Raw genomic sequence first — 18,346 nt, 5'->3', positions numbered from 1 at the left:
GTTACCCGTCCGTCGCCCAGGGCCTGTCCAGCATGCCGCGCAGGCGTTCGACCGTCTCCTCCTCCGGCCACGCGGAGATCGCGAGCCGGCCGAACGCGTGCACGAAATAGTCAACGTCATTTGATTCGTGCGGATAAAGCCCGTACGCGGGATGCTCGATGTAGACGAGGTAGGGATGGTGCCGTTCGGGAAGCTGCATGATGGTGATCGGGCCCTCGGTCACCGCGTGCTCGGCCGATTTCGCCGGAACCAATTGAAGGGTGATATGCCGAAGGCGCGCGAGTTCGATGAGCCGGGCGAGTTGGCCGCGCATCATGAACGAGCCGCCGGGCGTCGTGCGCAGCGCCCGCTCGTCCAGCAGCACCCAGAGCTGCGGCGGGTCGGGCCGGTGCAGGATCTCCTGGCGCCGGCGGCACAGCTCGACCCTCCGCTCCCGCCGCCTCCGGCTCGCGCCGGGGAGGTCGGCGCCCGCCATCTCGTGCGCGTAGTACGCGGTCCGCAGCAGCTCGGGGACGCGGTCGGGGGCGTAGATCCGGATCACGCTCAGCTCCGGCTCCAGTGTGAGGCGGATCTCCTCGTGGCCGAGGACGACGTCGCCGTAGGGCCGCCACCACGCCGGCCCGCCGCGCCGCCTGGCCTCGGCGAGGAGCCGGAGGCGGGCGACGGCCATCCGGGCGCCGGGGCCCGGCAGGGCGTCGCATGCGGGCGGGGGCGCGGGCGGGGCGAGGCGGGCCCGTGCCCCCTCGGCGACACCGGCGACCCCGGCCGCCGGAGCCGGTCGGGGGCGCGGTGGCCTGCCCACCGCGTCATGGTGCAGGCGCAGCTCCTCCAGCGTGATCGGCTCGGGGCCGTCCGCGCCGCGCCGCTCGGCGATCTCCGCGAGCGTGGCCCACAGCGACGCCACCAGATCCCACCGGCGAATGCGCGAGTATTTGCCCTGCATGAGCTCGTGCGCGCTCGATTTCGGCAGGTGCCCGACGGTGACGCCGCGCACCGGAAGCGGGCGCTGGGCCAGCTTCGACGACACCCTCGCGATCTCGTAGTAGGAGGGTCTGCCCGCGAGATATCGGTTGTACGCCAGGGCGGCGATCACCGTCTCGTATCCGTTTCCACGATGGTCGTCCGGCATGTCGTCGATCCGTTTCATCGTCGCCGCGTCCGTGCGCCGGCCGTCGCTGACATGATCCCAGTGGGGTCGCCACGAGTTATGTCACACGACGCAATTCATCCCGATCGGGCGCGGCGTCCCGCCACTGCCCGCTCAGGGTAGCCCGCCCCGTCGTTCACCGCAGGTCGGTCATCCTCGGACGCGATTCGGATACTCTCGGGTATATCCGAATGTGTCCGAAAGCCGGTAATTCTCCTAACCACACGAGGGTCGTCCGGCATTGTGGGGAACCCGATGCCGGCGCACCCGCGGCACCGTTGAAATGGAGGGAAATGCCTTCTATGAGCAGCCGGTGCGGCGGCGCCGGGATCATCCCGCCGCCGGGCGCACCTGTGGCTTCCCTGACGCGAACCGGAGGAGATCCCCCATGCCCACCCTGTTCCGTGCCGCGCACGTCCTCTCCATGGATTCCAGCGTCGGGGACCACTCCCCCGGACAGGTCCTGGTCGAGGGCGACCGCATCGGCGCCGTCGGCGCGACCGTCGTCCCGCCCTCCGGGACCGAGGTGGTCGACCTCCCGGACGGGATCCTGCTGCCGGGCTTCGTCGACTCCCACCGGCACATGTGGGAGGCGCTGCTCAGAGGCATCGCGCCGGGCCACAGCCTGGACGACTACCTGTCCGACGTCCTCGGACGGCTCGCGCCCGCCCTCGGCCCGCGCGACCTCCACCTCGGCACCCTGCTCAGCGCCCGCGCCGCGCTCGCGTCGGGGATCACCACCGTCCAGGACGTCTCGAACGTGCAGGAGAGCCCGGAGATCACCGACGCGGTCATCGCCGCGCACCTCGAATCCGGCGTCCGCACCGTGTTCGCCTACGGCCGGAGCTTTCCGGGCCTGATGCGGGACGGCTTCGCGCTGCCCGGCGACGTGCGCCGCGTCCGCGCCGACCTCCTGCCCGCCGCGAACGGCCTGGTCACCATGGCCCTGGTCACCGAGGGAGGCGACGACGACGTCGAGCGCCGCAACGCCGGGCTCGCCCGCGACCTCGGCCTGCGCGCCGCACGGCACCTCTCGGTGGGCAAGTCGGTCGCGCGGCTGCGCGACATCGGCGCGCTCGTCCCCGGAACCACGTTCATCCACGCCAACGGGGTGGACGAGGGCGAGCTGGCGATCATCGCCGACTCCGGCGGCGGCGTCTCCGTCTCGCCCGCCGTCGAGTTGACGATGGGCCACGGCTACCCGATGACGTCAGCCCGCCACCACGTCCCGATCACGCTCAGCACCGACGTCGAGGTCACGGTGCCCGCCGACATGTTCACCCAGATGCGCGCGGCCTACCAGGCGGGACGGCACGCGGAGCACGGCGTCCACGACCGGCCCGGCCTGTCGGTGCGGGACGTCCTGCGCATGGCGACCCTCGCCGGGGCCCGCGTCCTCGGCCTGGGCGAGCGCACCGGCTCGCTGACCCCGGGCAAGCGCGCCGACCTGCTGGTCCTGCGCGCCTCCCGCGCCGACGTCGCCCCCGTCCTGGATCCCTACAGCACGGTCGTCCTGCAAATGGATCGCGCCCACGTGGACACCGTCCTGGTGGACGGCCGCACGCTGGTCCGGAACGGCCGCCCTCTGACCGACGACGCCCCCCTCCTCGGCCAGGCGGCCGAGGCGATCGCGCGCCTCAGGGAGCGCGCCCCCCTGCCCTAGGCCCGGCCCCCGGGCCGCGTGCGCCGAACGCGGCGACGAGCGCGGACACGCCGACCCCGGTGAGCGCCAGCGTCGCCGCCGTCGAGCCGAGGTCGAACAGGCGGCCGATCACCAGGTCTCCGGCGAAGGCGGCGCCGCCGACGGCGAGGAAGACCGCCGCGACCAGCAGCGCGCCCACGGTCCCGGCGCCGCCGAGCAGGACGAAGCCGAGCGCGCGCACGGCGCAGGCGATCGCGCCGGTCCGGCGGGCGCCGATCCGGTCGGTGACCGCGCCGACCGGCGGCAGGAGCGCGTACTGGAGGCCGACCCGCACGCCGAGGACCAGCCCGACCGTCCCGGCGAGCAGGCCGAGGTCGTGCCTGAGGTGCGCGACGAGGTGCGCCGTCACCGCGAAGAAGCCGAGGCACGCGGCGAGTTGGACCGCGACGACCGTCACGACCACCCGCCGGCCTGACGGGTCGGTGTCGGTGGCGGGCGGGGCGGTGGTGGTGACGGTCACGGACGAAGCGCACCAGAACGGCACGCCCGCCAGCGAACCGATCATGGTCGGGCGACTCGCCGCGCCGCCGCCCTCAGCCGAGGAAGTCCAGGAGGTGGCGGGCGGTCTCGGCCGGGGCCTCCTCCGGGAGGAAGTGGCCGCACGGGAGCGCGGCCCCCCGGACGTCGTCGGCCCAGGTCCGCCAGATCTCCAGCGGGTCGTACCAGGCGGCCACGGCCCCGGTCGCGCTCCAGAGGGCGAGGACCGGGCAGGCGATGCGGTTCGTGCCCCGGTCGGCCTCGTCGTGGCGGTGGTCGAGGGTGGCGGCGGCGCGGTACTCCTCGCAGATGGCGTGGACGGTCGCGGGGTCGCGGAACCTCGCGGCGTACTCGGCGCGGACGGCGGCGGGGAAGGCGTGCGGCGCGTCCGACCAGGAGTCCAGCATGTGGTCGACGAAGGTCTCGGGCGCGCCCGCGATCAGCCGCTCGGGGACGGGTGCGGGCGCCGCCAGGAACGACCACACCCAGTAGCCCAGGCTGAAGTCCATGTCGGCGCGGCCGAACGCCTCGCCGGTCGGGACGATGTCGAGCACGGCCAGGCGGTCGACGGCGGCGGGGTGGTCCAGCGCCATCCGGTAGGCGCAGCGCGCGCCGCGGTCGTGCCCGACCACGCCGAACCGGTCGAAGCCCAGGGCGCGCATGACCTCGACCTGGTCGCGGGCGATCTCGCGCATGGCGTAGGGGGCGTGGTCGGGTGTGCTCGGCGGCGTCCCGCTGTCCCCATATCCGCGCAGGTCGGCGGCGACGACGGTGTGGCGTTCGGCGAGCGCCGGCGCCACGCGGTGCCACATCAGGTGGGTCTCGGGGATGCCGTGCAGGAGGAGGACCGGGGGGCCGTCGCCGCCCCGGCGTCCGTGGATCGTCGTGCCGGTCGTGGTGATGTCGAACTCGGTGAAGCCCTCGAACATCACTCCATGATGGGGGCTCGGTCGGCGGTCGCGGCCCGCCGGGCGCCGCCCTCGTCCAGGAACCAGGTGATCGTGCGTTCTATACCGTCCTCGATGTCGGTCTTGGGCGACCAGCCGAGCGACTGCGCGGCGCGTTCGATGACGGGACGGCGGCGGGGCGGGTCGTCCTGCGGGAGCCCGTGGTGGCGGATCGGCGAGGTCGAACCGGTCATCCGGCGGACGATCGACGCCAGCTCCAGCACGGAGTACTCCTGCGGGTTGCCGAGGTTGACCGGGCCCGGCTCGGTCGAGTCGATCATGGAGAGCAGGCCGCGGACGAGGTCGTCCACGTAGCAGAAGCTCCGGGTCTGGGAGCCGTCGCCGTGGACGGTGAGGGGCTCCCCCGCCAGCGCCTGGGAGATGAACGTGGAGACGACCCGGCCGTCGCCCGCGTCCATGCGGGGGCCGTAGGTGTTGAAGATGCGGACGATCCCGGTGTCGACGTCGTGGGCGCGGCGGAACGCCGACGTGAGCGCCTCGGCGTAGCGCTTCCCCTCGTCGTACACGCTGCGCGGCCCGATCGGGTTGACGTTGCCCCAGTACTCCTCGGGCTGGGGATGCAGGGCGGGGCTTCCGTAGACCTCGCTGGTGGAGGCGAGGACGAAACGGGCCCCGTGCCGCTTCGCGAGCGAGACGGCGTGCTCGGTGCCGCGGCTGCACGTCCTCAGGGTCTGCAACGGGCGCAGGAGGTAGTCGGGCGGGGAGGCGGGGCTCGCCAGGTGGGCGACGGCGTCCACGGAGTAGTCGATGTCCAGCCCGAGCGCGACGTCGCGTTCGACGAAGACGAAGGACGGGTCGGCGATGAGGGATTCGATGTTGGAGAGCTTTCCGGTGCTGAGGTCGTCCACGCACACGACCTGGTCGCCGCGTTCCAGCAGGGCCTCGCACAGGTGCGAGCCGAGGAACCCGGCGCCGCCGGTGACGACAACGCGCATTGACGCTCCTTTCGTGATGCGGAAGGACGCGGCGTTCACACGCAGGTGACGGGGCCCCGGGAGACCCGCCGGGCCTCGCGGAGGACCGCGTCCCGGTAGGGCTCGCCCAGCCGCGCGACGGGCGGCAGGACCACGCACCCGTCCACGCCGCCGTCCGGGTGGGGAAGGGCGAGGCCGACCAGCGGCGACGCCTCGGCGGGGCCGTCGAACATCGCGGTGACGGCGGGGTCGCGGACGGCGCCGTCCGCGTCGAGTTCGGCACCGATCACGAGGAGGTCGGTGCCCTTGGAGGGGCCGCGCACGACGCCGGGGACGCGTCCGGGCGGGACGCAGCGGCGCACGCTCTCCGCGAGGTCGAGATAGCGCTCGTTCGCCTCGTACATGCCGAAGGCGCGGAACGACTCGACGTCCAGGGACGGCCATTTGGAGAGGAAGTAGGTGCCGTTGCCGTCGAAGCTGACGGTGTTGGCGGCGTTGTCGCGGGGATGGGGCAGGTGCAGGCCGAAGACGTCCGGTGCCATCGTGATCGGGGTGCCGGTCGCCTGGATCCGGTAGCCCCACTCCTGGTCCTCGATCCCCCAGCCCCGGAACCCCTCGTCGAAGAGCAGGCCGTGGGCCCGGACGAGCGCGGCGGGCAGCGCCACGAAGCCCGACCAGACGAGCGTCCAGGGCAGGACGACCGGGTCCACGCGGCGGCGCGGATCCGGCGGGGCCTCGCGCGGGTCCAGGTCCGCGAGCACCTTCCGGTAGTGGTCGAAGGGTTCCAGCTCGTCGCCGCCGGACCGGCGGCTGCTGTACCCGATGGACTGGCCGAGGACGCAGATCTCGTCCTCTTTCGCGAAATAGCGCTCGTAGAGGTTCTCCAGCGTCGCGGCGGGGAGCGCCACGTCGGCGTCCAGGGTGACGATCACCCGGCCGGACGCCTGCCGGATCGCGAGGTTGCGGGCCCTGCTGACGTTCCACGGCTCGTCCGACAGCACGGAGCGGATCGTGAGGCGGTCGGCGAAGCGGGCGCAGAGCGCGACGTACCCGGTCGAGTACTCCAGCGCGCCGACGACGACCTCGAACCGAGAACGCTCCATCGTCTGCTCCGCGAGCGACGCGAGGACGATCTCCAGCGTCCGCGGGCGCTGCTTGAACGGGATGACGATGCTGATGTCCACGGGTTCCTCGCGGTCCACCGCGCCTGTGCGGTCCACTGCGCCTCCTCGCCGCGACGGCCTCACCCGGCGGCGGCGGGCGCGGCCGGGGTCTCGATCAGGTTGGACACGCCGCCGAGGTAGTAGCGGACGGTGGGCAGCCCCGTCGGGACGATCCCGACCTCGTTGTTGAGCAGGACCTGGAGGAGCTTGTCGTCGGGCGCCATGTTGTTGGCGTGGTCCTCCTCGCTGTAGGTCTCGGGGATCGGGTGGTCCATGAGGACGTCCCGCCGGATCAGCCAGGAGCTCTGGTCGACCAGGTAGACGGGGTCGCCGGGCTCGATCACGGTGCTCGGGCGCCAGGTCTCGCGCCGGACGGGGTCGGCGCGGTCCATCAGGTGGTTGGTGCCGCGGATCCAGACGCCGCGGTCGCACATCATGTTGTAGATGCGGGCGGCCTCGTCGAGGTCGCGGTGGCGCGCGGTGTGCCACAGCTCGTCGAGGTAGGGCGAGCCGTCGGGGAACAGCATCTTGCGGCCGGAGTGGACGGCGCGGGCGCCGCTCGCGCGGGCGGTCCGCATCAGCGTGCGCAGGTGGTCGGGCTCGTACTCGTTGTCGTCGTCGAGGTAGGCGACCCACGGGGTGGAGGCCCTGCGGGCGCCCTCGTTGAACAGCCGCGCCTGGCGCGGATAGGTGTAGCGGCGCTCGTGCGGCAGCCCGACCTCCTCGGCGGGACGGCGGACCAGGTGCGGCACGACCCGCAGCCCCGGCCGGGACGGCGCCTGCTCGGCGGTGGGCACCGAGTCCGCGTCGTCGTCGATGACGATGACGTGCTCGATCTCGCCCTCGTAGTCCTGGGCGCGCACCGAGTCCATCGCGCGGCGGAGCATCTCCGGGCGGCGGCGGGTGAGCGTCACCACCGATATCGGGTCCAGCGGCATCGGGTCATCCTCCTCGGGGGCACGCCCCGGCTCATGCGGGGGGCGCGGCACGGACATGTCCCACTGCCCTCATGGTGCCAGGCAAGGCAACTTTTGGCAATAGATTGGCAACAATATGCCGGGCAGCCGGGTTCAGAGCAGGCCGAGGCGGTCGCGGGTCGCCGCCAGCGTCTCCAGCGGGACGGGCGCCGCCGTCCACGGCCTGGTCAGCCGGTCGCCGGCGGCGCGCGGCACCAGGTGGACGTGCAGGTGGAACACGTCCTGCCAGCCCGCGTCCCGGTTCGCCTGGAAGAGCGTCAGGCCGTCCGGCTCCAGGACGTCGCGGATGCGCCGCGCCATGCGGTGGACGGTCCGCGCGACCGCCGCCGCCAGCTCCTCCTCGATCTCCCACAGGTCGGCGCGGTGCGGCCGGGGGATCACCAGCGTGTGCCCGTCGGTGACGGCGGTGATGTCGAGGAAGGCCAGCGTCAGCTCGTCCTCGTACAGGAGCGCGGCGGGCTCCCGGCGCGCGATGATCGCGCAGAAGACGCAGCCGCCGGTCATGGCCCTCCCCCGATCGCGGCGGACAGCCGGGCCAGCTCCGCCGCCGTCCGCGACAGCGCGAACCGGGCCGCGTTGCGGCGCCCGGCCGCCCGCAGGTCGGCGAGCGCGGCCTCGTCCCGGCGCAGCCACGCGACGGTGTTCGCCAGGCCGGCCGGGTCGGTGAAGTCCACCGCGACGGCGCTGTCCCCCAGCACCTCCGCCAGGCCCGGCACCGGCTGGTAGAGCACCGGCAGCCCGCACGCCTGCGCCTCGACGGCCACCAGCCCGAACGCCTCCAGCCGGGTGGAGGGGACGAGCAGCAGGTCGTGCCGCGCGAACGTCCGCCACAGCGCGGGCCGGGGCAGCCAGCCCAGGTAGCGGACGCCGGACAGGTCGTGCCGGTCGCGCAGCGCCGCGAACTGCGCCGCCGGGGCCGCGACCGACACCGCGACGCCTTCGAGGCGCGCGCCGTCCACGATCAGCGTCTCGACGCCCTTCTCCGCCGTGAGCCGGCCCGCGTACAGCAGGCGCGGCAGGCCGGGCTCGGCGGGCTCGCGCTCGGGCGGCGCGGCGAGCAGGTGGTCGGGGACGCCCCACGGGACGTGCTCGACGCGGCGCACCACCCCCGGCGCCAGGTTGTGCAGCAGGTCGGCCATGGCCAGGGTCGGCACGACGATGGCGTGCGCGGCGGCGGCCGCCTCGCGGAGCACCTCGCCCTGCGTCGGGTGGTCCGCGGCGAACAGCAGGTCCGTCCCGTGGACGAGCGCGAGGCTCGGCCGGTCCGGGAACGCGCGCAGCAGCGCGGGCGTCGCGCCGAACGCGAGGTGCTGGAGGTGCAGCACCCCGTGCCCGGCGGGCCCGAACCGGCGCCGCACGGCCCCGGCGAGGTCGTCCACGTAGCGCCAGAAGTCGGGGCCGTCCAGGCACTTGCCCCCGACCGCCAGCAACGCCGGATCGCTCCCGCCCGGGTCGCCCGGGTCGCCCGGGTCGCCCGGGTCGCCCAGCATGAACACGTCCGCGCGGATCGGGCGGTCCGGGCCGAGGTAGAGGTCGCGGAGGAGTTCGACGCTGCCGCCGGGGCTGTCCGGCGGCAGGTCGACCCCGGTGATCACTCTCATTGGAGCTCCCGGTACAGGTGGGAGATGTCGATGCCGTCCGACCGCGCGTACTTGGCCGCGACCTGCTGGTAGCTGAGCCGCGACCCGTGCGCCGCCAGGAAGACGACCTTCCCGAAGGTCATCCGGGGGTAGACCCGGACGGGGCGCGCCACCCGGATCTCCAGCGTCCAGCGGATCGCGTGGCCGACGTGCCCGAGCGGCGCGGACACGTGCACCCAGATGCCGAGCCCGCCGGTCGTGTGGTCGCCGTTCAGCAGCTGCGCGTACCGCTCGGACCCGGTGCGCTCGTGCGTGATGCCGAGGTAGAGGCGGCCCGGCAGCAGCACCATGCCCTCGGGCGGGATGACCTGCTCGGGCAGCTCGGTGGAGGCGGCCGCGTCCAGGTCGACCTCGCAGACCCGGATCGTGTCGCCGAGCCGCCAGTCGTAGGCGTTCGGCGAGACCCGCGCGGGATCGAACGGGTCGATGACGATGTCACCGAGCCGGACTGCCGCGCGGATCGCCGGTCCGGTGAGGATCATGGAAGGGCCATCCGGTCCGCCCAGTACCGGGACGCCTGCGGGCCCTCGGAGCCCTGGTACTTCCCGTCGTAGAGGTCGATCCGCCCCAGCGAGACGAAGAACATGATCTGGCCGATCTTCATCCCCGGGTACACGCGCAGCGGGCGGACCGGCGAGAGCATCAGCGTCCACTGCCCGACGAACCCGATGTCGCCGATCGGCGCGGTGATCTCCACGAACAGCCCGAGCCGGCCGACCGAGGAGCGGCCGAACAGCAGCGGGACGTAGACCTCCGACCCGACGCTCTCGACCGTGTGGCCGAGGTAGAGCTGGTCGGGCCGCAGCACGTGGCCCTCCTCGCCGAGCTGCACGGCGCTGGTCGGGTTCGAGCGGTAGGGGTCGATGACCTCGTCGGTGTAGGCCAGCAGCGTCTCGCCCAGCCGGACGTTGTAGCTGTTGGGGTTGACCTGCTCGGGGACGAACGGGGAGATCGTGATCCGGCCGTCCGCCGCGGCCTCGGTGATCTCCGGGCCGGTGAGGATCATGACGGCGCCGGCAGGTCGAGGTCCACCCGGTCGTCGACGCCGAGCTCGCGGATCAGCCGCTGGATCGGCGCGAAGTCGGTCAGCATCAGCTCCGCGCCGGGCAGCGCGCGGCTGTCCTCGACGATCGCGCGCGCGTCGGCGAACCCGGCGAAGTCCAGGATGCGCAGCCACAGCTCGTAGTCCTCCGCGCCGAACGCGGTGACGGCCTCGGGCAGCCGCCGGACCAGCACCTCCCGCTGCGCCGCGTTGAGGTGGACGAACACGTCCTTCATCACTTCGGCGAGGATCGGCCCGTGCGCGGCCTCGTCGCGGGCGTGCAGGCGGGCGATGAGCGCGTGGCCCGGCTGGATCGTCCGGTCGCCGGCGACGAGGTCGAGGAAGGCGTTGATGCTGACCTCCCCGACGACCGTCCACAGCAGGTAGAGCAGGTCGCGCTCCCACTGCTCGGACGCCTCGTCCGCCAGCCTGTACAGCCTGCGGTTGGTGACCGGGTGGAGGTAGTCGTTCGGCTCGGCGGTCACCCGGCGGGCCTCGCGGCTGCGCTGCATCGCCAGCATGTGCATGTAGGTGTGCCACACCTCGTCGATGTGCGACTGCTGGATGGCCTCCCGGGCGTCGACGCCGTCCGCGCCCGGGAACACGCCGTGCGAGAGCTTCTCGAAGGTGGGGTTGGCGACGTGCTCCTCCGCCGCGATGACGCGCTCGTTGTAGGCGAGCCAGGCGAGGGTGTTGACCTGGAGGCGCTGCTCGTCGGACGCGGCCAGGTAGCTCGGATGCCCCGCGAACGGCAGCAGGGAGACGGGGTAGTCCATCAGGGCGGGGTCGTAGGGCCCCGGGTCGGTCACCTTGTCCAGGTCCGTGCGGATGGTCGCGCGGCGCGGCCAGGCCGCGACGAGCCGCCGGAGGGTGTCCGGGCCGGAGCCGGCCGGACCTGGCGCGTCGGACGTGATCGTCATGTCGGTGCTCCTCATTCACTCCTGGTGTGCGGTACCTGAGGTCGAGGGCGGACAACGGGTCAGACGGCGAGGGCTGGGTGGTCTCGGACGGTCAGGGCGGCGCGCACCGCGTCCGCCCGTGCCGACAGGTAGGCGTGGTTGAGCCGCGCGGCGGACTCCCCCCGCGCGTGCGGGGAGAGGAAGTGCAGGCTCCGGCGCGACGAGGCGACCGTCCCGGCGCGCCGTCCGTCCGGCGCCGGGCGCGCGGCGCGGACGGACACCGGGAGCGGCGCGTCACCCGGGTGCGTCCAGTGTGCGCCATCAAGCGGTTCCGGGGGGTACGGGAGGTGTGGGAGGTCGTCCCGCCTCGGGGGGCCGGAGCGGAGCGCGGGGAGCAGATCGTCGAACCAGCGTTCCGCGGCGTCGAGGAGGGCGAGACCGGAACCGAGGTCCTCGATCGGGCCGGTGCCGACCGTCCGCGCCCAGAACACACCCCGCGTGACGAACCTCGGCGGGGCGGACGCCTCGGCGGAGCGGATCAGCGTGAGCGCGAGCAGCGACCTCGCGGTCACCTCCTCGCAGGCCAGCAGCGACAGCCGGGGCAGCGCGCGGTCGCCGGTGAACGCGATCTCGCGCATCGGCGGCGGGCACGGGGCCGCGGCCCCGCACCACGGGCAGTCGACGGGACGGAAGAGGATCTCCGGGTCGGGGCCGTCGGTCCTGACCCGCAGGTCCGGGACGAGCGTCAGCGCGGCGGCCTCCCGCGCCGCCATCGCCGCCACCGTCGCCGCCGCCGCCGCGAACGGGGAGCGCGCGGTCATGGCGCCTCGATCCCGCACAGGTCGGCGGGCGCGGCCGGTGCCAGACCGGCGAGGACGCCCGCGCGGAACCCCGCGAGGCACGTCTCGACCAGCCCGGCGCGTCCGGCCGCGTCCAGCCGCTCCCGGTCGGGTTCGGCGAGCCCCGCGTCCAGCCAGGTCTCGACCGAGCGGCGGAACACCGGCGAGACCTCCGGCACCGCCGCGTCGGGGTCGGCGGAGACGTCGACGCCGAGCAGGTACCCGGCGGCCCAGACCTCCAGCGCGGCCTCGACCGGGAACACCATCGCGTCGGCGATGCCCATCGACGCGTAGGCGTCGCCGCTCTCCATGTGCTCGGCCCATCCGGCGAGGACGGCCTCGGGCGACGCGCCGAGCAGCTCGCACCAGTCGTGCCAGTACCAGCCGAACAGCGAGTCGACCGGCTCCCCGGCCGCGGGACGCGCGAACCGGATCAGGCACCGCGAGTCGTGCAGCTCCAGTGTGTGCGGGAGCAGGGCCCGCGCGCCGGGCGCGCCGGCGGCCTCGGCGCCGTTCCAGTAGCCCGCGTCCACCCCGGCGTGGTCGGCGAACACCGCCGCGTGCCGGGTGCCGTGGGTGCCGTTTCCCGCGACGCTCGGCAGGTCGCCGTGGTCGATCAGGCTCGGCACCGTGCCGACGGCGGGGACGCCGCGCTCGCGGCAGAACACCGTCACGGCCTCGTCGTCGTCGCGGTAGTCGTCGGGGAACGCGCGCAGGTACTCCGCCAGCGCCCGCGCGTGCTCGGCGGGGAGCAGCAGGCCGAGGGTGGGCGTGTACTCGTGCCGCGACAGCGGCGCCCACCGGGAGCCGAGCGCCGCCGCGCGCCGCAGCAGGTAGGAGTTGCGGACGCTGTTGCGGTTGGCGTAGAGCGCGACCGCGTGGGCCGGGCGCAGCCGCACCGCGCCGGTCAGCTGGGTCACGAAGTCCGCGGCGAGGACGACGTCGTCCTGGAGGACCAGGTGGTGCGTGGCACCCGGTGGGCAGGCTGCCCAGGCGCGCTTGGCGGTGCGCAGCGGGCTCGGCGGCCCGCCGGGGTCGGGGTCGGGGACCAGGATCGGCGACAGCTCCGCGCACCCGCGCGCGACGGCCCGCGCGCTGCGCTCCCGGCTCGGGTGGTACATCACCGCGACGCTGACCTGCATGCTGACCTCCATGTCGTCCACCTCCTTCTCGATGTGGGGTCCGTTCAGGCGGTGGGGTACAGCAGGTGCGGGCCCATGACGTCGTGGACCTCGTCGGCGTCCGCGCCCGCCTCCGGCCCCTGGAGGTGGACGCCTATGCAGCGCATCCCGGCGCGGCGCGCGGCGGTGATCCCGACCGCCGCGTCCTCGAAGACGAGGACCTCGTCGGCGCGCAGCCACGGCCGGTCCGCGCGGAGCGTCGCGAGCGCCGCCAGGAATCCCTCGGGGTCGGGTTTGCCGTGCGCGACGTCCTCGGCGGTGACGACCGTGGCGAACAGGCCGAGCAGCCCCTCGGCGGCGAGCACGGGCGCGGCCTCGGCGCGGGGCGCGCCGGTGACGACGGCGAGGGGGACGTGCGGGGCGCGCGCGGCCAGCGCGCGGACGAAGGCCGCCGCGTCCGGCCGCACCGGGGAGATGGAGCGGACGCGCGCGACATAGCGGTCGAGGCGGTCCCGGCAGAGCGTCTCGACGAACTCCGGCGACGGCGCCCCGCCGACGTGGTGGGCATGCATCGCGCGGAACATGTCGGGGTCGTTGAGGCCCCGCAGCCCGAAGAAGAAGGCGCGGTCGAGTTCGGCCCCCATTTTCGCGGCGACGGTTTCGGCGTAGACGATGAATTGGAACTCATCGTCATCCGTGATCGTCCCGTTGAAGTCGAAGACGACGGCCTGTACGCCGCCCACGCCTCCGACGGTGATCGCCTGGTCAATGGCAGGAGCGATTCCGGTGAGGTTCATATCAGCGATCCATCCGCCCTGAAATTCCCTTCCAACGGCGTGCATGGAGAAGATTCGCGCCGCCGAGCGTACGGCACGCGGCGGGCGTTCCGGTTACAGCGTGCACGACCCCCGAGAAAGGCGGCTAGCGTGCGGCGGCGGCAGCATGGGGCAATGGCAGTGAGCTGTCAGACGCGCCGGACCACATGCAGCAGGTACTCCTCGCGGTCGAGCGGATCCACGCCGGAGCGCGGGCGGCTCGGCGGCTCCCCGCGCACCGGCTCGTAGCGCTCGAAGGCCGATTCGAGGACGCCCTCCCCGTGCGTCAGGCCGGGCAGCCGCCGCTGCAGCTCGTGCACCCGCGCCGCCGGGATCGTGCCGTCGAGCAGGCACGTCCCGCCCCTGGTCCGGTGGTCCCGCGGGACGGCCCGCAACTGCGCGAGGACCGGCAGCAGCGCCCGCACCGTGCTCGCCGGAGTCTCGATGCTGAACCCGTGCAGCGGCTCGTGCACCCGTGTCCCCGCCTGTTTCAGGGCGCTCATGAGAACCAGCGGTGTCAGGTTGCGGAAATCTCCGGCGGTGCTCGACATGCTCTTGTCGAAGGTTCCGTGGGAATGGCTCTGGCGCGCCCAGTACCCGCAATGCGTCATCGAAACGGCGCAGTCGACGACCTGCCATCCGCGCAGGCCCTGGCGGAGCGTCTCGGTGACGCTCTCCTCCACCGCGCGGAAGAACGTGGGCGGCATCGCGCCGAGTTCGACCTCCAGCCCGAACCGCACGCCGGTGCCGGGCGGAGCGGGCCGCACGCGCAGCCCGACGGTCGCGAGAAAGGGATTGGGGTCCACGCCGATCGCCTCGTCCGCCGCGCCCGCGCCGACCGGCCGCTCGACGCAGATCGTGGTCGACTCCCGGAAGGCGACCCGCACGCCGAATTCGTCGAGCAGCGTCGCCTGGAGCACCTCTTTCTGCACCTCGCCGTAAAGCAGCAGCGACATCTCGCCCGGCCCGTCCTCGCGCAGGTTGATCAGCGGGTCCTGCTCGGCGAGCCGGGTGAGGGCGGCGTGCAGGGCGCCCCGGTCGGCGCGGCGCACCGGCGCGACGACGGTCTCCAAGGTCGGCGGCGGGAAGTGACGCTGCCGGCCGAGGCGATCAGGGGACGCGGCGGGCCGCTCCCCGATGTGGTCGCCGACCCGCACGCGGCCGAGACCCCACAGCTTGCCGATCCGCCCGGCGGTGACCGGGGCGCGCAGGACCTCCGCGCCGTGATCGACCACGCCCACGTCGGTGACCTTCTCCTCGGCGCCGTCGGCGGCGCCGAAGCCGATCCGGTCGCGCGGGCGCACCGTCCCGGAGTACATGCGGACGTAGGCGATCTTCTCCCCGCCCTGGCCGCGCTCGACCTTGAACACCGTCCCGGACGGCGGCCCCTCCGCGTCGCCGCCCGCGCCCGGCAGCAGCCCCGTGATCCCGTCGAGCAGGGCGGGCACGCCGGCGCCGGTCATCGCCGAGCCGAAGTAGAGCGGATGCGCCGCCGCCCGCGCGGTCTGCGCGGCGAGCGCGGCGCGCAGCCGCCCGGAGCCGACGGCGGCCTCGTCCTCGACGTAGTCGGCCAGCAGGTCGTCGTCCTGGCGGGAGAGCAGGTCGAGCAGCCGCGCGGTGAAGCCGGGGTCGCCGGCGGCGAACGGGGTGAAGCGCGCGTCGCGCGAACCGGCCCCGGAAACGGCGCCCATCGGGACGACCGCCGGGGTCAGCCGCTCGGACACGCCGCGCAGCACGCCCTCGGGGTCCGCGCCGCGCCGGTCGATCTTGTTCACGAAGACCAGCGCGGGGACGCCGAGGCGGCGCAGCGCGCGCCACAGCACCCGGGTCTGCGGCTGGACGCCCTCGACGGCGGACACGACCAGCAGCGCGCCGTCCAGCACGCCGAGCGCCCGCTCGACCTCGGCGATGAAGTCGGGGTGCCCCGGTGTGTCGATCAGGTTGACCGAGGTGCCGCCGACGGTGAACGACACGACGGCGGACCGGATCGTGATGCCGCGCCGCCGCTCCAGCGCGAGCGTGTCGGTCTGGGTGCTGCCGTCGTCGACGCGTCCGATCTCGTCGATCACCCCGGCGTGGTGCAGGAGCCTCTCGGTCAGGCTCGTCTTACCGGCGTCGACATGGGCGAGGATGCCCAGGTTCAGCCTTTTCACTTAGCGTCATCTCCTCCGCGATGGCAACGATCACCGGTGTGCTGGACATGACGCTTGTCCCCATCTCGACTCCTCCTCGGTGCTCGCACGCACGGCGGACGCCGCGATGCCTTGCCCGAACGACAACAGGACGGGTGCCCTCCCGTCAACCGGATATGCCGTCCTGCGGTCAGGGCTTGTCAGGCGTACCTGTCCGGTGCTGCCATCGGCGGGCGAGTCTCTGGCATCATGTTGTCATCGTGTACCTTGACCGCTGCTAACCGATGATCAGAAGGGGAACGCCGCAACCGTTCGCCTGATCAGTTCTGCGAGTGACGACATGCTGGAGCAACCGGCTTTCGGTCGGCGTTTGAAGGCCCTGCGGCTCGAACGGGGGCTGACGCAGGCCGCGGTCGCCGAGGGCGGGGTGTCGACGGGCTACCTGTCGCGCCTGGAGTCGGGGGCGCGGCCGCCGACGGCGCGCGCCGTGGAGTTCCTCGCCGCGCGGCTCGGCGTGCCGGTCGCGGCCTTCGAGGCGACCTCCGAGCCGCATTCGCTGGCGCAGATCATCGCGGCGGTCTCCTCCGCGCCCGAGGAGGACCGCCACCCCGAGGCGCTCGCCGACGTGCTGGCCGAGGCGCTGCGCGCCGAGCCGGGCGCCGACGTGGCGCTGCGCTGGCAGGGGCTGTGGCTGCTGGCCCGGCTGCGCTCGGCCGAGGGCCGCTACGAGCAGGAGCGCATGCTGCTGGAGGAACTGGTCGAGCTGAACGACCGGATGGGCGTCGCGGAGCTGTCGGTGCGCACCCGGGCGCGGCTGTCGCGGTGCGCGCAGACGCTCGGCGACAACGCCGCCGCGCGCGCCCACGCGCTCGCGGCCTACCAGCGGGCCGAGGGCCTCGGCGTCGCCGACCAGGTCGCGGTGCTCCAGGTGCTGGTGTCGGCCGAGGCCGAGGCGGGGCGGCTCGCCGAGGCGCGCGGCCACGCCGACCAGTGGTGCGCGCTCGCCGAGCCGCTCGGCGGCGCCGCGTGGGTGCGGGCGCTGTGGGCGTCGGCGACCGTCGCGATCCGGCAGGCCGACTACGCGGCGGCGCGCGACGCGCTGGAGAACGCGCTGCGCCGCGCCGACCCGCGCGAGGACCTCGTGCTGTGGCTGCGGCTGCGGCTGGCCGCGGCCTCGCTGTACCTCCAGGTCTCCCCCGCCGCGACCGAGCAGGCCCGCGCGATGCTGGACGAGGTCGCGCCGGTCACCGAGCTGACCGGGACCGAGCTGCACCGCCAGCAGCTCGTGACGCTGCGCGCGCACCTGGCGTTCGAGGAGGGCCGGATCGAGGACGCCCGCACGCTGTGCGCGCGGATCGACGAGGCGGGCCTGCGGCTGTCGTTCCGCGACCGCGTCCGGTTCCAGGCGCTGCGCGGGCAGCTCGCGATCCTGCGCGGCGACGTCGAGGAGGGCACCCGCACGCTGAACGAGCTGGCCGAGCAGGCGCAGCAGGCGCTGAACGTGGAGCTGGCGGCGGAGGTCTGGCGCGGTCTGGCGCGGGCCCTCGCCGACGCCTACGGGAGCGACGATCACGACGCCGCGTCCAGGCCGCGCGCGGGCACTAGCCGTTGACCCCGGTGTAGTGCCGCAGGGCGAAGTTCCACAGCAGCCGTGATCCGACGAACCCCGCGAGCCCGGCCAGCGGGGCGGCGGCGGCCAGCGCGGCCGGGACGCCGAGCCCGGAGGTGTTGCCGGTGAGCGTGGCCGCCGGGAAGTAGGCGACGAACGCCAGCGGCAGGATGAACGTGAACGCGCCGTTGACCACCCCCGGCAGGATCTTCAGCGGGTAGTTGCCGAAGGTGCTGAGCAGCTCCTCCACCCACCGGCTCCAGGAGAGGCCCGCCGGGAGCCGCAGTTGCAGCGCCGACAGCAGCGTGAAGATCGCGCCCTCCATCAGCGCGCCGCCCGCGACCGCGGCGCCGACGTAGGCGACGCGCAGCGGGGTCCACGCGGTGTCGAGGGCGACGACCGCGCTGGTGAACATCGACACGCCGACCAGCAGGTCGCCGAGCGCGTTGCTGGGGAAGATCGAGAGCTGGACCTGCCGGTACACCGGCAGCGGCCGCAGCAGGTAGGCGTCGATCTTGCCCGCCTGGACGATCGTGGACAGCTCGGTGGCGCGCCCGCAGAACAGCTCGAACAGCCCGTGGCTCAGCATCCGCATCGCCGCGATCAGCAGCACGGCGTCGCTCGGCCAGCCGCCCATCCCGGGGAAGCGGCCGAGCAGCACCGCCGCGAACACGATGATCGACACCTGCCAGGCCACCCCGAAGGCGACCTTGAGCAGGAACTCGGCCCGGTACTCGGCCTGGGCGCGGAAGGTCAGCGCGACGATCCGCAGCGTCAGCCTCAGGTCGGCCCACCGCGTCAGCCGCAGGTCGCCGTGCCGCGTGACCCGCATGTCGGGCCGCCGCGCGTCCCCGCGCCGCGGTCCCCCCGGTCCCTGGACGAGTTCCTGGACGTCGCGCAT

At 73.6% G+C, this 18,346-nt stretch carries 18 protein-coding genes; 2 read left to right on the top strand and 16 right to left on the bottom strand.

Translation table 11 applies throughout. From position 1 onward, the window contains the following. Position 1: 1 nt before the first annotated feature. A complete protein-coding gene (locus GNZ18_RS09460) occupies positions 2-1,147 on the bottom strand; it encodes a DUF5753 domain-containing protein (protein ID WP_156215873.1) in 1,146 nt (381 codons plus the stop codon). 388 nt (positions 1,148-1,535) lie between these two features. Between GNZ18_RS09460 and GNZ18_RS09455 the strand changes: the two genes are divergently transcribed. Continuing rightward, entirely contained in the window at positions 1,536-2,810 is a 1,275-nt protein-coding gene (locus GNZ18_RS09455) for an amidohydrolase family protein (protein WP_173390704.1), read from the top strand. Here the strand turns inward: GNZ18_RS09455 and GNZ18_RS09450 are convergent. From GNZ18_RS09450 to GNZ18_RS09385, 14 genes are all read right to left on the bottom strand, one after another. Next, positions 2,785-3,309, bottom strand: coding sequence for a hypothetical protein (locus GNZ18_RS09450; RefSeq protein ID WP_156215871.1), 525 nt, complete (start codon positions 3,307-3,309; stop codon positions 2,785-2,787). The genes GNZ18_RS09455 and GNZ18_RS09450 overlap by 26 nt on opposite strands. 73 nt (positions 3,310-3,382) lie before the next feature. Further along, positions 3,383-4,255: an alpha/beta fold hydrolase gene (locus GNZ18_RS09445; protein WP_156215870.1), complete on the bottom strand. Its 873-nt coding sequence runs from the start codon at positions 4,253-4,255 to the stop codon at positions 3,383-3,385. After that, a complete protein-coding gene (locus GNZ18_RS09440) occupies positions 4,255-5,229 on the bottom strand; it encodes a UDP-glucuronic acid decarboxylase family protein (protein WP_156215869.1) in 975 nt (324 codons plus the stop codon). The genes GNZ18_RS09445 and GNZ18_RS09440 overlap by 1 nt, the downstream gene beginning before the upstream one ends. A gap of 35 nt (positions 5,230-5,264) precedes the next feature. Then, on the bottom strand, positions 5,265-6,428 hold the full coding sequence (locus GNZ18_RS09435; protein ID WP_312874402.1) for a glycosyltransferase: 1,164 nt from the start codon (positions 6,426-6,428) through the stop codon (positions 5,265-5,267). A 23-nt stretch (positions 6,429-6,451) separates the two neighbouring features. Continuing rightward, a complete protein-coding gene (locus GNZ18_RS41980) occupies positions 6,452-7,309 on the bottom strand; it encodes a glycosyltransferase family 2 protein (protein ID WP_246249556.1) in 858 nt (285 codons plus the stop codon). Between the two features lie 132 nt (positions 7,310-7,441). After that, a complete protein-coding gene (locus GNZ18_RS09425) occupies positions 7,442-7,852 on the bottom strand; it encodes an HIT family protein (RefSeq protein ID WP_156215867.1) in 411 nt (136 codons plus the stop codon). Further along, the gene (locus tag GNZ18_RS09420) at positions 7,849-8,949 is read right to left on the bottom strand and encodes a glycosyltransferase family 4 protein (RefSeq protein ID WP_156215866.1); all 1,101 of its coding nucleotides are present in this window, start codon (positions 8,947-8,949) and stop codon (positions 7,849-7,851) included. Before GNZ18_RS09420 ends, GNZ18_RS09425 begins: the two co-directional genes overlap by 4 nt. Then, positions 8,946-9,470, bottom strand: coding sequence for a dCTP deaminase (locus GNZ18_RS09415; RefSeq protein WP_156215865.1), 525 nt, complete (start codon positions 9,468-9,470; stop codon positions 8,946-8,948). Before GNZ18_RS09415 ends, GNZ18_RS09420 begins: the two co-directional genes overlap by 4 nt. Further along, positions 9,467-9,994 (bottom strand): dCTP deaminase, encoded by a 528-nt coding sequence (gene dcd, locus GNZ18_RS09410; protein WP_156215864.1) that lies wholly within the window; start codon positions 9,992-9,994, stop codon positions 9,467-9,469. Before dcd ends, GNZ18_RS09415 begins: the two co-directional genes overlap by 4 nt. After that, a complete protein-coding gene (locus GNZ18_RS09405) occupies positions 9,991-10,950 on the bottom strand; it encodes a diiron oxygenase (protein ID WP_156215863.1) in 960 nt (319 codons plus the stop codon). Before GNZ18_RS09405 ends, dcd begins: the two co-directional genes overlap by 4 nt. A 59-nt stretch (positions 10,951-11,009) precedes the next feature. Continuing rightward, positions 11,010-11,750, bottom strand: a complete 741-nt coding sequence (locus GNZ18_RS09400) for a hypothetical protein (protein ID WP_156215862.1) — start codon at positions 11,748-11,750, stop codon at positions 11,010-11,012. Further along, entirely contained in the window at positions 11,747-12,922 is a 1,176-nt protein-coding gene (locus GNZ18_RS09395; protein ID WP_156215861.1) for a hypothetical protein, read from the bottom strand. Before GNZ18_RS09395 ends, GNZ18_RS09400 begins: the two co-directional genes overlap by 4 nt. Before the next feature lie 32 nt (positions 12,923-12,954). Then, positions 12,955-13,632: an HAD family hydrolase gene (locus tag GNZ18_RS09390; RefSeq protein ID WP_173390703.1), complete on the bottom strand. Its 678-nt coding sequence runs from the start codon at positions 13,630-13,632 to the stop codon at positions 12,955-12,957. A gap of 221 nt (positions 13,633-13,853) precedes the next feature. Next, entirely contained in the window at positions 13,854-15,857 is a 2,004-nt protein-coding gene (locus GNZ18_RS09385; RefSeq protein WP_312874401.1) for a GTP-binding protein, read from the bottom strand. Between the two features lie 319 nt (positions 15,858-16,176). Between GNZ18_RS09385 and GNZ18_RS09380 the strand changes: the two genes are divergently transcribed. Continuing rightward, the gene (locus GNZ18_RS09380; RefSeq protein ID WP_156215859.1) at positions 16,177-17,448 is read left to right on the top strand and encodes a helix-turn-helix domain-containing protein; all 1,272 of its coding nucleotides are present in this window, start codon (positions 16,177-16,179) and stop codon (positions 17,446-17,448) included. Here the strand turns inward: GNZ18_RS09380 and GNZ18_RS09375 are convergent. After that, a complete protein-coding gene (locus tag GNZ18_RS09375; protein WP_214618549.1) occupies positions 17,438-18,346 on the bottom strand; it encodes an ABC transporter permease in 909 nt (302 codons plus the stop codon). The two genes, GNZ18_RS09380 and GNZ18_RS09375, sit on opposite strands and share 11 nt — an antisense overlap.

Source organism: Actinomadura litoris, from assembly GCF_009733595.1.
Taxonomy (GTDB): Bacteria; Actinomycetota; Actinomycetes; order Streptosporangiales; family Streptosporangiaceae; genus Spirillospora; species Spirillospora litoris.
This window is presented reverse-complemented; position numbering and strand designations above follow the sequence as displayed.

Excerpts from the sequence above, each read along its gene's own strand:
- GNZ18_RS09375 (WP_214618549.1), bottom strand. The coding sequence starts at position 18,346 with ATGCGCGACGTCCAGGAACTCGTCCAGGGACCGGGGGGACCGCGGCGC.
- GNZ18_RS09420 (WP_156215866.1), bottom strand. The coding sequence starts at position 8,949 with ATGAGAGTGATCACCGGGGTCGACCTGCCGCCGGACAGCCCCGGCGGC.
- GNZ18_RS09425 (WP_156215867.1), bottom strand. The coding sequence starts at position 7,852 with ATGACCGGCGGCTGCGTCTTCTGCGCGATCATCGCGCGCCGGGAGCCC.
- GNZ18_RS41980 (WP_246249556.1), bottom strand. The coding sequence starts at position 7,309 with ATGCCGCTGGACCCGATATCGGTGGTGACGCTCACCCGCCGCCGCCCG.
- GNZ18_RS09400 (WP_156215862.1), bottom strand. The coding sequence starts at position 11,750 with ATGACCGCGCGCTCCCCGTTCGCGGCGGCGGCGGCGACGGTGGCGGCG.
- GNZ18_RS09440 (WP_156215869.1), bottom strand. The coding sequence starts at position 5,229 with ATGCGCGTTGTCGTCACCGGCGGCGCCGGGTTCCTCGGCTCGCACCTG.
- GNZ18_RS09405 (WP_156215863.1), bottom strand. The coding sequence starts at position 10,950 with ATGACGATCACGTCCGACGCGCCAGGTCCGGCCGGCTCCGGCCCGGAC.
- GNZ18_RS09445 (WP_156215870.1), bottom strand. The coding sequence starts at position 4,255 with ATGTTCGAGGGCTTCACCGAGTTCGACATCACCACGACCGGCACGACG.
- GNZ18_RS09415 (WP_156215865.1), bottom strand. The coding sequence starts at position 9,470 with ATGATCCTCACCGGACCGGCGATCCGCGCGGCAGTCCGGCTCGGTGAC.
- GNZ18_RS09380 (WP_156215859.1), top strand. The coding sequence starts at position 16,177 with ATGCTGGAGCAACCGGCTTTCGGTCGGCGTTTGAAGGCCCTGCGGCTC.
- dcd (WP_156215864.1), bottom strand. The coding sequence starts at position 9,994 with ATGATCCTCACCGGCCCGGAGATCACCGAGGCCGCGGCGGACGGCCGG.
- GNZ18_RS09395 (WP_156215861.1), bottom strand. The coding sequence starts at position 12,922 with ATGGAGGTCAGCATGCAGGTCAGCGTCGCGGTGATGTACCACCCGAGC.
- GNZ18_RS09455 (WP_173390704.1), top strand. The coding sequence starts at position 1,536 with ATGCCCACCCTGTTCCGTGCCGCGCACGTCCTCTCCATGGATTCCAGC.
- GNZ18_RS09460 (WP_156215873.1), bottom strand. The coding sequence starts at position 1,147 with ATGAAACGGATCGACGACATGCCGGACGACCATCGTGGAAACGGATAC.